This is a genomic window from Micromonospora sp. NPDC050495, assembly GCF_040655175.1.
Taxonomy (GTDB): domain Bacteria; phylum Actinomycetota; class Actinomycetes; order Mycobacteriales; family Micromonosporaceae; genus Micromonospora.
In genome coordinates, this window is the sequence record NZ_JBFAJK010000021.1 from 8606 (window position 1) to 21762 (window position 13157).

A 13157-nucleotide genomic window follows, 5' to 3' on the forward strand; every position below is an offset into this window, starting at 1 on the left:
GGCGCGTGGCGGCGCGTGGCGGCGCGTGGCGGCGCGTGGCGGCGCGTGGCGGCGCGTGGCGGCGCGTGGCGGCGCGTGGCGGCGCGTGGCGGCGCAGGATGCGGCATCCCGGCGCATCCCGCGCCCCGGAAGCCACAACATGCCGCATCCCGCGAATCCGCCCGCCCCCCACGCCTTCGTCGGCCCGAGTCCTCCCTCGGCCCGCGCCCAGCCCAGTGCGTGGCAGCAGGATGCGGCATCCCGGCGCTTCCCGCGCCCCGGAAGCCACAACATGCCGCACCTCGGCGCACCCGCGCCACGGCCCGCGCTCTCCGTCGGCCCGCGCCCCTTCGTCGGCCCGCGTCCTCCGTCGGCCCGTGCCCAGCCCGCCGCGTGGCAGCAAGATGCGGCATCCCGGCGCTTCCCGCGCCCCGGAAGCCACAACATGCCGCACCTCGCCGCACCCGCGCCACGGCCCGCGTCCTCCGTCGGCCCGCGCCCCTTCGTCGGCCCGCGCCCTTCGTCGGCCCGCGCCCTTCGTCGGCCCGCGCCCTCCCTCGGTCCGCGCCCAGCCCAGCGCGTGGCAGCAGGATGCGGCATCTCGGCGCATCCCGCGCCCCGGAAGCCACAACGTGCCGCACCTCGTGGAGTCGCTGCGGCCGGCCGACGCCCAGACCGGCCCCGCCCGCCCGGTCGGTGGGGTGGGCCGGCCGGGCGGGCGGGGCGGGGGCGGGTCAGTTGGCGGGCGGGATGCGGCGGCGGACGTCCTCGGCGGTCGACGGGCCGGGCTGCCAGCGGGCCACCCAGGGCTGCTCCGCGGACGGGGTCGCCACCCCCTCCTCCAGGGAGGCGTACCGGCCGGCGAGGATCCGCTTCGCGGCCGCCACGTCGACCGCGTCGGTGTTGGACCACAGGCCGGTGAAGAGCTCGTCGATCCGGAGCCGGGCCTGCCGGCAGAACAGGTCGGCCAGTTCCACGTTCTCGGGGTGCTCGGCCCGCTCGGCGGTGGCCCGGACGCAGACCGCCGACATCGCGAACAGCTCCGCGCCGATGTCCACCACCCGGCCGAGGAACGCCTGCTTGCGCTCCATCTTGCCCTGCCAGCGGGACATCGCGTAGAAGGTGGATCGGGCCAGCTTGCGGGAGGTCCGCTCGACGTGCCGCAGGTGCCCGGCGAGCGGGCCGAACTCGTGGTACGCCCCGGGCGCCTGGCCCCGGCCGACGGCGAGGGTGGGCAGCCACTTGGCGTAGAAGGCGCCGGCCCGGGCACCGGCCTTCGCCTTACGGCCCAGCCCGGCGTCGGGGTCGATGATGTCGCCGGCCACCGAGAGGTGCGCGTCGACCGCCTCCCGGGCGATCAGCAGGTGCATGATCTCGGTGGAGCCCTCGAAGATCCGGTTGATCCGCAGGTCACGCAGGAGTTGCTCGACCGCGGCCGGCCGCTCGCCCCGGGCGGCCAGCGAGTCGGCCGTCTCGTAGCCGCGTCCGCCCCGGATCTGGATCAGCTCGTCGGCGATCTTCCAGGCCATCTCGCTGGCGTACAGCTTGACCAGCGCGGCCTCGATCCGGATGTCGTTGCGGTCGTCGTCGGCGAGCAGGCAGCTGAGGTCGAGCATGCTCTCCATGCCGTACGTGGTGGCGGCGATGAAGGCCAGTTTCTTGGCGACCGCCTCGTGCTCGCCGACCGGCCGTCCCCACTGGACCCGGTCGGCGGCCCATTCGCGGGCCACGTTCAACGCCCACTTGCCGGCTCCGACGCACATCGCCGGCAGCGACAGCCGGCCGGTGTTCAGCGTGGTCAGGGCGATCTTCAGGCCCTTGCCCTCGCCGCCGATGACGTTCTCCTTGGGCACGAAGACGTCGTGGAACCGGGTGAGGCTGTTCTCCAGGCCGCGCAGCCCGACGAACTCGTTGCGCCGCTCCACGGTGATGCCCTCGCTGTCGCCCTCCACGACGAAGGCGGTGATGCCGCCGCGCCGCCCCTCGGCGGCCGGCACCCGGGCCATCACCACGAGGAGGGTGGCGACCGTGCCGTTGGTGGCCCAGAGCTTCACCCCGTTGAGCCGGTAGCCGGTGCCGTCCTCGGTCGGCTCGGCCGTGGTGGCCAGCCGGGCCGGGTCGGAGCCGACGTCGGGCTCGGTGAGCAGGAACGCGGAGACCTCACCGGCGGCCAGCCGGGGCAGGAAGTGCTGCTTCTGCTCGGGCGTGCCGAACATCTTCAGCGGCTGCGGCACGCCGATCGACTGGTGCGCCGAGAGCAGCGCACCGATCGCCGGGTTGACCGAGCCGGCCCGCATCAGCGCCCGGCAGTAGTGCAGGTTGCTCAGCCCGAGGCCGCCGTACTTGCGGTCGATCTTCATGCCGAACGCGCCGAGCCGGGCCATCCCGTGGAACACCTCGTCGGGGATCCGCGCGTCCCGTTCGATGGCGGCACCGTCCACCTCGGCGTCCAGGTACGCCCCGAACGCGGCGAGGAACTCCTCGGCCCGGGCGGTGTCGTCCGGGTCGGCGCGCGGCCACGGGTTGATCAGGTCGAGCTGGAACCGGCCGAGGAAGAGTTCCTTGCCGAAGCTGGGCCGGTCCCAGGCTGCCTCCCGGGCCGCCTCGGCGACCTGGCGGGCCTCCTTCTCGGAGACCTGTCCGGCCTCGGAGGGCAGCGGGCCGGCCCCGCCCGCGGCGTCAACGGCCGCGGCGCTGCCGGCCGGCGGTCCCTGATCGTCGATGGGCGCCACCCGCCCGGTGGGGCCACCGTGTCCGGCGGGGTCGGGTCGGCTGTTCTGTGTCGTGGTCACGGCTGCCTCCTGGAGACCTCGGTCCGGCTGCGTCGACGTGCGACGAGATCGACGCTACTCCCGGGTGTTACCCAGGGGTAGCGTCAGCGGCACGTCCGATTTGGCGGGACCGGGCGCACCCCGCACGCCGTGGGCACGGCGACCACCACCGGGCCAGGCAGCGCGAGCACGGCGACCATCACCGGACCAGGCAGCGCGGAGACGGCGAGCACGGCCCGCCGGGCAGCCAGCGCGACGACGGCGACCGCCACCGGGCCAGGCAGCGCGAGCACGGCGAGCACGGTCCGCCGGGCAGCCCGACGACGGCGACCACCACCGGGCCGGGCAGCGCGAGCGCGGCCGTGCCAGGCGGCTCAGTCGCCGACCAGCACCCGCGGATCGTCCTCCTCGTCGTCGATGTCGTCCTCACCCCAGTTGCGCCGGGCGAACGGCAGGATCACCCAGAAGGCCAGGAACCAGGCCCCGGTGATCCCGCTGAGCAGGAAGGCGATCGGCCGGCTGAGCACGAAGTCGGTGATCAGCAGGACCGCGCTGACCATTGAGACGAGCATGAGCCCGAGGCCGCCGGTGGCCATGAGGTGGGCGAAGCGGACCAGTTCCGGCTTGCGGCCCTGCCGGAACAGCGCCCGGTGAAAGGCGACCGGCGAGATGATCATGGCGGTGGCCCCGGCGGCGGCCAGCAGGGCGACGACGTAGACGTCCTTCTGGAACGGCGTGGTCCTCGTGAATCCGTTGCTGAACGGCAGGGTGAGCAGGAACGCGAAGAGGATCTGCACGCCGGTCTGCGCCACCCGCAGCTCCTGGAGCAGGTCGGCGAAGTTGCGCTGCCAGCGCTGCTTCTCGGTCTCCTTGGACACCCATCACCTCCGGGCGAGACGCCTGACGCCGGTGGGGGTCGCCCACCGGCAGCACACGGTTTGCCCGTTCCGGCTCGCGACGAAACCACCGCCCGCCACCCCCGACCACGCCGCCGGGCTCCCGCCGAAACCACCGCCGGCCACCCTCGACCACGCCGCCCGAACTCGCGACGAAACCACCCCCGACCACGCCACCCGGGGCTCGCGAGGAAACCGCCGGCGCTCACGCCCCCCGGCGGATGCGGCCGGCGTACCGGGCCTCCAGCTCGGCGTTGTGCTCGTCGCCACCGGTGATGTTGGCCGACAGGTAGACCGGGGGCTGCTCCCCCGCGGCCAGCAGCCGGGCCACCACCTCCGCGACGATCTGCTGCGCCAGCAGCGCGGCGGTGATCGAGGAGACCGCGCCGACCGCGCCGCCGCCGGGCAGCGGCAGGGTGGCGTCGCCGTACGGGGCGCCGTTGTCGAGCACCACGTCGGCGAAGTCGGCGAGCTTGCGGCCGCTCGGGTGCCGGGAGGTCATCCGGGCCGAGTGCGCGGCCGAGGTGATCGCGACCAGCGGGTGCCCGCGCTCCTTGAGGATGGCCGCGAACTCCACCATCGCCCCGTTGACGCCGGAGTTGGAGGCGAGCACGAAGACGTCCTGCGGGCGGACCGGGGCCAGCTCGTAGAGGCGGTGCGCCACGGCGGGCTCGCGTTCCAGTTTCGGGCCGAGCACGTCGGCCGGCTCCCCGCCGTACAGGACCAGGTCCCGCAGGGCGATCCGGTTGGTCGGGACCAGCCCACCGGCCCGGCCGGCGATCTCCATGGCGAGGGCTTCGGAGTGCCCGGTGCCGAACGCGTGCACCACCCCGTCGGCGCGCAACGATCCGCTGATCAGCTCGGCCGCCCGGGCCACGTTCTCCCGCTGCCCGGCGGCCACCCGCCCGATCGTCTCGGTCACCACCGCCAGGTACGCCTCGGCGCTCACGCTCATGCTTCCTCCGTCCGTCGGTTCCGGGCCAGCCAGTCCACCGCGAAGTCGACCGCCGCCCGCTGCCGCATCAACCGTCCCGTCCCGTCGCCGACCGGTCCGGACCGCACCGCGCCGGTGGCCTCCAGGTCGACGCCGAGCCGGTCGAAGTCCTCCTCGTCGAGGCGTACGTCGTCCCACCACACCCAGTCCCGGCCGCCGTCGGCGGTGAGCACGGCCGCGCCGCACCGCTCCCGGGGTGGCGCGGGTTGCCGGTACTCGGCCAGGTGCAGCGAGGTGTTGCTGCCGTGGTCCACGCCGAGCAGCAGCACGTCGGCGTCGAGTTCGTACAGCCGGGCCAGCGGGGAACGCTCGCCGAGCATGTCGGCCAGCGGGTGACCGGCCACGATCCGCTCGGCGGCCGGCCCGAGCGCGGCGAACGAGACGTACGGGTGCGCGCTGCGCCGGGCGCCCGGCCAGGTGCGGACCTGCTCGGCGAAGGCGCCCATGAACCGGCTCGGGGTGACCGCCGGATCGAAGCCGGGTAGCTCCGCCCGGATCACCGGCCACCAGTCGGGCGGCACCGGCGGGTTGGTCCAGCCGGCCGGGTCGCTGTTCTCCGGGGTGTGGATGGGCACCACGACCGTCCCGTCCGGGCCGAGCACGTCGCGCAGGGCGAGCAGCACGGCCTCCGGGCCGCCGCAGAGGAAACCCAGCGGGCGCAGGGCGGCTTGCACCAGGACCGTCCCGCCGGGGCGTACGCCGAGGGCGCGGAACTGGGCGGCGAGCGACGCGCGGGTGTGCGGGCGGGCCGGCCCGGCGGTGGCGCTCACCGGCCGGCGCGGGCGAGGATCGCCTCGGCCAGCGGCGCCGGGGCCTCGTCGGGGATCCAGTGCGTCACGCCGGTCAGCGTCACGAAGCGGTAGTCGCCGGTCACGTGGCCGGCGCAGGCTTCGGCGGCGGTCCGGCCGATCGCGATGTCCCGGTCGCTCCAGACGAAGGTGGTCGGCACGTCCACCGGCCCGACGGCCTTCATGTCCGCGCCCGACATGGCCCGGTACCAGTTCAGCGCGGCGGTCAGCGCGCCCGGCTCCCGCATCGGGTCGGCGTAGCGGGCCACCCGGGCGGCGTCGCCGACCGCGGAGAGCATCCGGCGCAGGGCGGTGGCGTGCAGCGCGAGCAGCACCTTCTCCGCCTTGCCGGGCCGCCGGAACAGGGCGATGTAGGCGGAGCGGGCCTTCTGTCGCGGGTCGGTGGCGAGCGCGTGCCCCATCGCAGCCGGGTGCGGCACCGAGACCGCGGTGAGGGTGCGGACCCGCTCCGGGTGGGCCGCCGCCAGCCCCCACGCCACGATCGCGCCCCAGTCGTGGCCGACCAGGTGCGCGCGGGTCACCCCGAGCGCGTCGAGCACGGCGGCCGCGTCCGCCACCAGCTCCGGGATCCGGTACGCCTCGACCGCCGCCGGTCGCGCCCCCGGGGCGTAGCCCCGCTGGTCGAGGGCGTACGTGCGCAGCCCGGCGGCGTGCAGGGCGGGCACCACGTCGTCCCACTCGCCTGCGTGCTGCGGGAAGCCGTGCAGCAGCAGGACGGGGTCGCCGTCCTCGGGGCCGCCGGTGCGTACCTCGAACGTCAGACCTCGCGCCTCGACCCGCATGATCGCCACCCTACCCACCGGTCCGCCCGGTGATCGCCCTGCTGGGCCGCGGGTGGGGGTCGGTGCTAGCGTCTGCGACGAGACAACTTCACATCCGACAGGGGAGCGCACAGCGCTGAGAGTGCGGGCCGGTGCCCGCAGACCCTCGAACCTGATCTGGGTAATGCCAGCGCAGGGAGTTCGGTCGACCTCCAGCCGCGCCGCCGTCCGGTGATCCGGGCGCGGCGTGCGTCTTCTCCTGGTTCGCCTGACGGAACTGGGAGCAACCATGGACAGCACCAACCGGTGGCGCACCATCGACATCGTCGTGGCTTCCGTGCTCGGGGTGGCCTTCGGCATCATCTTCTGGGCCTGGGGCCTGCTCTGGAACGGGCCGGCGGACGCCATCCCGCTGCCCGGCCGCGCCGTCCTGTACGGCGTCTGGCTGGTGCCGGCCGTGCTGGGCGCGCTGGTCGTCCGGAAGCCGGGCGCGGCGCTCTTCACGCTCACCCTGGCCGCGCTGGTGTCGGTGGCGTTCGGCACGAGTTGGGGCTGGACGATCGTCGTGCAGGGTCCGCTGGAGGCGGCCGCCGCCGAACTGGCCTTCGCGCTGTTCGCGTACCGCAGCTACCGGCTGCCGGTGGCGCTGCTGGCCGCGACGTTCGCCGGCCTGGCCGCGTCGATCTACGACGTCTTCGTCTGGTACCCGGGCACCGCGTGGGGCAGCTTCCGCCTGCCGTACATCCTGCTCACCGCGGCCAGCTCGCTGGTGGTGGCCGGCCTGGGCGGTGTCGCCCTCACCCGGGCCCTGGCCAACACCGGTGTCCTGGACCGCTTCCCCGCCGGCCGGGAACGCGCCACCGTCTGACCGTCCCCGCCGACCGCGTTGATCTCAAGGAGTTTGCGTCGGCCGAGGCGGTTCCGCGGACGCAAACTCCTTGATCAACCAAGCTGGGGCCTGTGCGGGCCGGAGGGAGGGGTGCGGGGGTGGGTGCGGTGAACCTGCGCGGGTTCGGGTGGCGGCACGCCGGCCGCAAGCAGTGGGCCGTACGCGGGGTCGACCTGCGCGTCGAGGCCGGCGAGCGGGTGCTGCTGCTGGGGCCGTCGGGGGCGGGCAAGAGCACCCTGCTCGCCGCCCTGGCCGGCCTGCTGCCCGAGGACTCCGGCGAGCAGGAGGGCACCGTCGAGATCGACGGGCTCGACCCGCGCAAGGCCCGGGAACGGGTCGGCATCGTCTTCCAGGACCCGGAGAGCCAGCTCGTGATGGCCCGCTGCGGCGACGACGTCGCGTTCGGGCTGGAGAACCGCGGGGTGCCCGCCGACGAGATCTGGCCCCGGGTCGACGAGGCGCTGCGCCGGGTCGGCTTCCCGTACCACCGGGACCGGCCCACCGCCGCGCTCTCCGGCGGCGAACAGCAGCGGCTCGCCCTGGCCGGCGCGCTGGCCCTGCGGCCGGGACTGCTGCTGCTCGACGAGCCGACCGCCAACCTGGACCCGGCCGGCGCCACGCTGGTCCGGCGGGCCGTCGCGGACGCCGTCGACGCCGACACCACGCTGGTCCTGGTCGAGCACCGGGTCGCCGAGGCGCTGCCCCTGGTCGACCGGGTGGTGGTGCTGGAGCCCGGCGGCGGGGTGCGCGCCGACGGGGCACCCGACGCGGTCTTCGCCGCGCACGGCGACGCGCTGGCCGACGCCGGGGTCTGGGTGCCCGGCCGCACCGTGCCGCCCCGGCGGGCCACCGCGACGCCCGGCGCGGTGCTGCTCACCGCCGACCGGCTCGGCCTGCCGCCGCGGCTGGCCCCCACCGACCTCGAGGTACGCGCCGGCGAGGCGCTCGCCGTCCTCGGCCCCAACGGCGCCGGCAAGTCCACCCTGGCCCTGCTGCTCGGCGGGCTGCTCCGCCCGGGCGCCGGCGCGGTCACCGCGAGCGAGGCGCTGGCCGGCCGGGACGCCGGCGCTCCCCCGCACCGCTGGCGGGCACCCGCCCTGGCCCGGCGGATCGGCTCGGTCTTCCAGGACCCGGAGCACCAGTTCGTCACCGGCAGCGTCCGCGACGAGCTGGCGCTCGGGCCGCGCCGCACCGGCCAGCCCGAGCCGGCCGTGGCGGCGACCGTGGACGCCCTGCTGGCCCGGCTGCGCCTGGACCGGCTGGCCGGGGCCAACCCGTACACCCTCTCCGGCGGCGAGGCGCGGCGGTTGAGCGTGGCGACCGCCCTGGCCACCGCGCCCCGCCTGCTGATCTGCGACGAGCCGACCTTCGGCCAGGACCGGCGCACCTGGCGGGAGCTGGTCGACCTCCTCGCCGAGCTGCGCGACGCCGGCCACGGAGTCGTGACGGTCACCCACGACCCGGACTTCGTGGCCGCGCTGGCCGACCGGACCGTCACCCTGGAGCGCCGATGAGCGCCGCCGCGGGATCCCCGGCCCGGTTCGGCCGGGCCGTCGCCGGTGACCGGCGGGCGACCGGAGGCCGGCGGGCGACCGGAGGCCGGCGGGCGACCGGAGGCCGGCGGTGATCGGCGTCGAGCCGATCGCGGCGGCCGGGGCGCCGCTGGCCCGGCGCAACCCGGTGGCGAAGCTCGCCGCCGCGCTGCTCTTCTCCCTCCTGCTGATCGCCACCCTGGACCCGGTCGCCCCGGCGATCGCCATCGCGATCGAGCTGGCGGTGCTGCCGCTGTTCGGCATCCGCTACCGGGTGCTGGCCCGGCGGGCCTGGCCGCTGCTCGCCGGTTCCGGCGGCATCCTGGTCACCCTGGTGCTCTTCGCCGCCGACCGGTCCGGCCCGGTGCTGCTCGCGGCCGGCCCGGTGCTGGTCACCCAGGGGGTGCTGGTCACCGCGCTGGGCCTGGTGCTGCGCATGCTCGCGGTGGCGCTGCCCGGGATCATCGTGTTCGCCACCACCGACGCGACCGACCTGGCCGACGCGCTGATCCAGAACGCGAAGGCGCCGGCCCGGTTCGCGCTCGGCGCGCTGGCCGCGTTCCGGCTGGTGCCGCTCCTCGAACAGGAATGGCGGATGATCAGCATGGCGCGCCGGGCCCGCGGCGTGGACGCCGGCCGCAACCCGGTGGCCAAGCTGCGGCTCTTCGCGTCGACGGCGTTCGCCCTGCTGGTCGGGGCGATCCGGCGCGGTACCCGGCTGGCCGTGGCGATGGACGCGCGCGGCTTCGACGCGGGCACCCCGCGCACGGTCGCCCGGCGGCAGCGCTTCACCCGGGCGGACACCCTGCTGGTGGTGGCCGCCGGGGCGCTGGGCGCCGCGGCGCTGGCGGCCAGCGTGCTGCTGGGCACCTTCCGCCCGCTGCTCGGCTGACCGCCGCCCTCCCATCACCCGCCGATGAGCCGCAAGATGCCTCTGCGTCATATCGTTCGAAAGCGCTGCACCGCCCCGCCCGGCACGCGCCGCGTCTCCCCGGCCGGACCGGCACCACCCGACCGGCACCACGGCAACCGCCGGCGGCCCGACATCCCCCAAACCGAATCTGCCCACCAGGCATGAAGATGCCGCAGTGGCATATCGCCAGACAGCGCTGTGCCTCCCCGCCCGACGCGGCCAGATTGGTCGGCGCGACCACGTCAGGCGAGCCAGCCAACCGTCCTGCGCAGCCCAACCAGGCCGCGCAGCCGAACCAGGCCGCGCAGCCGAACCAGGCCGCGCAGCCGAACCAGGCCGCGCAGCCGAGTCAGGCGGCGCAACCAGAGTGGGGTGACGGGGTCGGGCGGCGCGGCCCGGACCGCGTGGCGTGCGGGCCGGGCCGGGCCGCGAGGGGCGCGATCAGCTGCGCCGGAAGGCGTAGAACCGGGTCTGACCGGCGCGCTGGCTGCGCCCGGCGAGGCGGGCGTCGCGCCCGGCCGGCGGGCCGGCCTTCGGCGGGGCCGGCTTCGCCGCCCCGGATGGCGTCGGCACGGCCACCGGCTCCGCCGGCGCCACGGTGAGGGCGTCGAGGTCCATCGGGGTCACCTCCAGCAGAGACGGCGACGGCTTACGGGACTTCTTCGGACTGCGCTTGGCGGGCATCCGCGTACCTCCTGACTGTCGGGTGCCGGGGCGCGGCCCCGGCGCGAGGGCTCCGGCAGGTCCGATCAGGAAGACACCCGGCCGACGGCGGCGGGGAGAAGGATGCGGACGCCCGGAGCGGGACGGGTCCACGGCGCGTACGGCGGTGGACCGGGCTCGGAGGAAGGGCGTCAGTTACGCATGCCAGCAGGCTAACCCGCGGCCCGCCGCCCCGCACCCGAATTACCGGCCCGATCGAGGACATGCTGATCGCGTTCTCGATCACCCCGCCGGGCGTGGGTGAGTCCGTGGGTGACCTGGTCGGTCCGACCGCCACGACGCCCCCGGTCCGGGAGTGACAGCACGGTCACCGGCCGTCGACGTCCCGGCCCGGGCCCGCGCGGACCGCGATACGGTCGCAGCACGGGCAGGTCGGACCGAAGGGTGGCGGTACGCATGGCAGAGCGGGCGACGGCGCAGATCGGGGTCACCGGCCTCGCGGTCATGGGCCGCAACCTGGCCCGGAACCTGGCCCGGAACGGTTTCACCGTGGCGGTGCACAACCGCTCGCCCGAGCGCACCCGCAGCCTCGTCGCCGAGCACGGGGCCGAGGGCGCCTTCGTGCCGGCGGAGTCCATGGCCGACTTCGTCGCCTCGCTGCGACGCCCCCGCGCGGTGATCGTCATGGTGAAGGCGGGCGCCCCGACCGACGCGGTGATCGACGAACTGGTTCCCCTGCTCGAGGCGGGGGACATCGTGGTCGACTGCGGCAACGCGCACTTCGTCGACACCCGCCGGCGGGAGGAGGCGCTGCGCGGGCACGGGCTGCACTTCGTCGGCACCGGCGTCTCGGGCGGCGAGGAGGGCGCGTTGCACGGGCCCAGCATCATGCCGGGCGGCTCGGACGAGTCGTACCGGACGCTCGGCCCGATCTTCGAGAAGATCGCCGCACAGGTCGACGGCACGCCGTGCTGCCGGCACATCGGCCCGGACGGGGCCGGCCACTTCGTCAAGATGGTGCACAACGGCATCGAGTACGCCGACATGCAGCTCATCGCCGAGGCGTACGACCTGTTGCGGGCCGGCCTGTCGGCGAGCCCGGCGGAGCTCGCGGAGATCTTCCGGCAGTGGAACGGCGGCGAGCTGGAGTCCTTCCTCATCGAGATCACCGCCGACGTGCTGGCGCACACCGACGCCGCGACCGGCCGCCCGTTCGTGGACATCGTGCTCGACCAGGCCGAACAGAAGGGCACCGGCCGGTGGACCGTGCAGAGCGCCCTCGACCTGGGCATCCCGATCACCGGCATCGCCGAGGCCACGTTCGCCCGGTCGCTGTCCGGGCACGCCGACCAGCGGGCCGCCGCCCGCCGCGCGTTCCCCGACGCCGGCGAGAAGTGGCAGGTCGACGACGGGGAGCGCTTCGTCGAGGACGTCCGGCGCGCGCTGCTGGCCAGCAAGATCGTCGCGTACGCGCAGGGCTTCGACCAGATCCGGGCCGGCAGCCGGGAGTACGACTGGGGCATCGACCTGGGCGGCACCGCGACCATCTGGCGGGGCGGCTGCATCATCCGGGCCCGCTTCCTGGACCGCATCCGGGCCGCGTACGACGCGGAGCCGGAGCTGTCCACGCTGCTGGTCGCCCCGTGGTTCGCCGAGCAGGTCAGCGCCGGGGTGCCGGCCTGGCGGCGGGTGGTGGCCGACGCGGCCCGGGCGGGCGTGCCGGCCCCGGCCTTCTCGTCGTCGCTGGCCTGGTTCGACGCGCTGCGCGCCGAGCGGCTGCCGGCCGCGCTGATCCAGGGCCTGCGGGACAACTTCGGGGCGCACACCTACCACCGGGTGGACCGGGAGGGGGCGTTCCACACGCTCTGGGCCGGCGACCGCTCCGAAGTGCCGGCGTGAGCGCCGGTCAGGCGCCGCTGATGGTGGCGTGCATCTCCCAGACCAGGATCTCCGCCGGCTCGGCGGCGACCACCCGCTGCCCACCGGTCATCGTGATCCGCGCCGCGTCCCCCTCGTCCAGCCGCCCGGCGCCCTCCAGGGTCACCGCGCCGCTGGGCACGTAGAGGTGCAGGTACGGCGCGTCGGGCAGGTCGACCTCGTCGCCGGGGGCGAGCCGGGCGGCGTGCAGGGTCGCGTAGCGGTTGCGGATCCGGATGGCGGACGCGCCGTCGTACCGGTCCATGCCGGAGGCGACCGGGACCAGCCCGCCGCGGAGCAGCTCGTCGCCGATCTCCAGCTGCTCGTAGCCGGGGTCGACGCCCTCCTCGTCGGGCAGCACCCACATCTGCACGAAGTGGACCGGGTCCCGGTGCGGGGCGGTGTTGTCCAACCGCCACGAGTCGTTCTTCTCCGAGTGCAGGATGCCGGTGCCGGCGCTCATCCGCTGGGCCAGGCCGGGGTAGATGACGCCGGAGTGCCCGGTCGAGTCCTGGTGCACCAGGGAACCGCGCAGCACCCAGGTCACGATCTCCATGTCCTGGTGCGGGTGGGTCTCGAAGCCGGTGCCCGGGCGCACCACGTCGTCGTTGTTGACCAGCAGCAGGCCGTGGTGGGTGTTGGCCGGGTCGTAGTGCCGGGAGAACGAGAAGGAGTGCTTCGAGTCCAGCCAGGACAGCCGGGTGGCGAACCGGTCAGCGGCCCGGCGTACGTCCACCGCCGGGGCGGGGGCGACCGCGGTCACCAGGCACGCTGCCCGGTCTCGGTGGGTGCCCAGGTCAGCGCCGGTTCGCCGGTGGCCAGCTCACCGATCTCGCCGGTGCGCAGGGCGGGCGTGTGGCCCAGTTCGGCGCAGTGCTGCTCGGCGATCTCCGCGCAGATCTCGGCCACCTGCTCGCAGATGGGATCGCCCAGGTCGGCGGCGTTCAACGCCATGATCAGTTTGAACCGGAGATCGCTCATCTCCCACCCCCGTGGCGGGCGCGTCCCGGCGGCGCGCCCTGCGCCGATCGTA

13 protein-coding genes and 1 riboswitch are annotated in these 13157 nt (G+C 75.2%); of the genes, 4 read left to right on the forward strand and 9 right to left on the reverse strand.

Going from position 1 to position 13157, the window contains the following annotated elements; translation table 11 throughout:
• Positions 1-713 precede the first annotated feature (713 nt).
• The 6 genes from AB0I11_RS20505 to AB0I11_RS20530 form a co-directional block, all read right to left on the reverse strand.
• Positions 714-2636 carry an acyl-CoA dehydrogenase family protein gene (locus AB0I11_RS20505; protein ID WP_357322759.1) on the reverse strand — a complete coding sequence of 641 codons (1923 nt, stop codon included), beginning with the start codon at positions 2634-2636 and terminating at the stop codon, positions 714-716.
• A gap of 218 nt (positions 2637-2854) precedes the next feature.
• Positions 2855-3043, reverse strand: a complete 189-nt coding sequence (locus AB0I11_RS20510; RefSeq protein WP_357322526.1) for a hypothetical protein — start codon at positions 3041-3043, stop codon at positions 2855-2857.
• A gap of 81 nt (positions 3044-3124) precedes the next feature.
• Entirely contained in the window at positions 3125-3628 is a 504-nt protein-coding gene (locus AB0I11_RS20515) for a DUF6328 family protein (protein ID WP_357322528.1), read from the reverse strand.
• Positions 3629-3851: 223 nt separating this feature from the next.
• Complete coding sequence (locus tag AB0I11_RS20520; RefSeq protein WP_357322531.1) at positions 3852-4601, reverse strand: SIS domain-containing protein; 750 nt, start codon at positions 4599-4601, stop codon at positions 3852-3854.
• Positions 4598-5410 carry an AAC(3) family N-acetyltransferase gene (locus AB0I11_RS20525; protein ID WP_357322534.1) on the reverse strand — a complete coding sequence of 271 codons (813 nt, stop codon included), beginning with the start codon at positions 5408-5410 and terminating at the stop codon, positions 4598-4600. The genes AB0I11_RS20520 and AB0I11_RS20525 overlap by 4 nt, the downstream gene beginning before the upstream one ends.
• The gene (locus AB0I11_RS20530) at positions 5407-6231 is read right to left on the reverse strand and encodes an alpha/beta hydrolase (RefSeq protein WP_357322537.1); all 825 of its coding nucleotides are present in this window, start codon (positions 6229-6231) and stop codon (positions 5407-5409) included. Before AB0I11_RS20530 ends, AB0I11_RS20525 begins: the two co-directional genes overlap by 4 nt.
• A gap of 89 nt (positions 6232-6320) precedes the next feature.
• Positions 6321-6427: riboswitch (TPP riboswitch) on the forward strand.
• Between the two features lie 72 nt (positions 6428-6499).
• Here AB0I11_RS20530 and AB0I11_RS20535 point away from each other — a divergent pair.
• The 3 genes from AB0I11_RS20535 to AB0I11_RS20545 all read left to right on the forward strand — a co-directional run bounded on the left by AB0I11_RS20535 (position 6500) and on the right by AB0I11_RS20545 (position 9523).
• The gene (locus tag AB0I11_RS20535) at positions 6500-7078 is read left to right on the forward strand and encodes an ECF transporter S component (RefSeq protein ID WP_357322539.1); all 579 of its coding nucleotides are present in this window, start codon (positions 6500-6502) and stop codon (positions 7076-7078) included.
• Between the two features lie 119 nt (positions 7079-7197).
• On the forward strand, positions 7198-8613 hold the full coding sequence (locus AB0I11_RS20540) for an ATP-binding cassette domain-containing protein (protein ID WP_357322542.1): 1416 nt from the start codon (positions 7198-7200) through the stop codon (positions 8611-8613).
• 109 nt (positions 8614-8722) lie between these two features.
• Positions 8723-9523, forward strand: a complete 801-nt coding sequence (locus tag AB0I11_RS20545) for an energy-coupling factor transporter transmembrane component T (protein WP_357322546.1) — start codon at positions 8723-8725, stop codon at positions 9521-9523.
• A gap of 462 nt (positions 9524-9985) precedes the next feature.
• Here the strand turns inward: AB0I11_RS20545 and AB0I11_RS20550 are convergent, their stop codons facing one another.
• Positions 9986-10228, reverse strand: coding sequence for a hypothetical protein (locus AB0I11_RS20550; RefSeq protein ID WP_357322549.1), 243 nt, complete (start codon positions 10226-10228; stop codon positions 9986-9988).
• Between the two features lie 435 nt (positions 10229-10663).
• Here AB0I11_RS20550 and gndA point away from each other — a divergent pair, with 435 nt between their 5' ends.
• A complete protein-coding gene (gene gndA, locus AB0I11_RS20555) occupies positions 10664-12106 on the forward strand; it encodes an NADP-dependent phosphogluconate dehydrogenase (protein ID WP_357322552.1) in 1443 nt (480 codons plus the stop codon).
• A gap of 7 nt (positions 12107-12113) precedes the next feature.
• Here gndA and AB0I11_RS20560 read toward each other — a convergent pair whose 3' ends face one another.
• Positions 12114-12887, reverse strand: a complete 774-nt coding sequence (locus tag AB0I11_RS20560; protein ID WP_357322555.1) for a pirin family protein — start codon at positions 12885-12887, stop codon at positions 12114-12116.
• Complete coding sequence (locus tag AB0I11_RS20565) at positions 12884-13105, reverse strand: thioredoxin reductase (protein WP_357322558.1); 222 nt, start codon at positions 13103-13105, stop codon at positions 12884-12886. Before AB0I11_RS20565 ends, AB0I11_RS20560 begins: the two co-directional genes overlap by 4 nt.
• Between the last annotated feature and the right edge of the window lie 52 nt (positions 13106-13157).

What these genes read in the sequence shown, in the direction of transcription:
- AB0I11_RS20520 (WP_357322531.1), bottom strand. Translation starts at nt 4,601, where the DNA reads ATGAGCGTGAGCGCCGAGGCGTACCTGGCGGTGGTGACCGAGACGATC.
- AB0I11_RS20530 (WP_357322537.1), bottom strand. Translation starts at nt 6,231, where the DNA reads ATGCGGGTCGAGGCGCGAGGTCTGACGTTCGAGGTACGCACCGGCGGC.
- AB0I11_RS20535 (WP_357322539.1), top strand. Translation starts at nt 6,500, where the DNA reads ATGGACAGCACCAACCGGTGGCGCACCATCGACATCGTCGTGGCTTCC.
- AB0I11_RS20550 (WP_357322549.1), bottom strand. Translation starts at nt 10,228, where the DNA reads ATGCCCGCCAAGCGCAGTCCGAAGAAGTCCCGTAAGCCGTCGCCGTCT.
- gndA (WP_357322552.1), top strand. Translation starts at nt 10,664, where the DNA reads ATGGCAGAGCGGGCGACGGCGCAGATCGGGGTCACCGGCCTCGCGGTC.
- AB0I11_RS20565 (WP_357322558.1), bottom strand. Translation starts at nt 13,105, where the DNA reads ATGAGCGATCTCCGGTTCAAACTGATCATGGCGTTGAACGCCGCCGAC.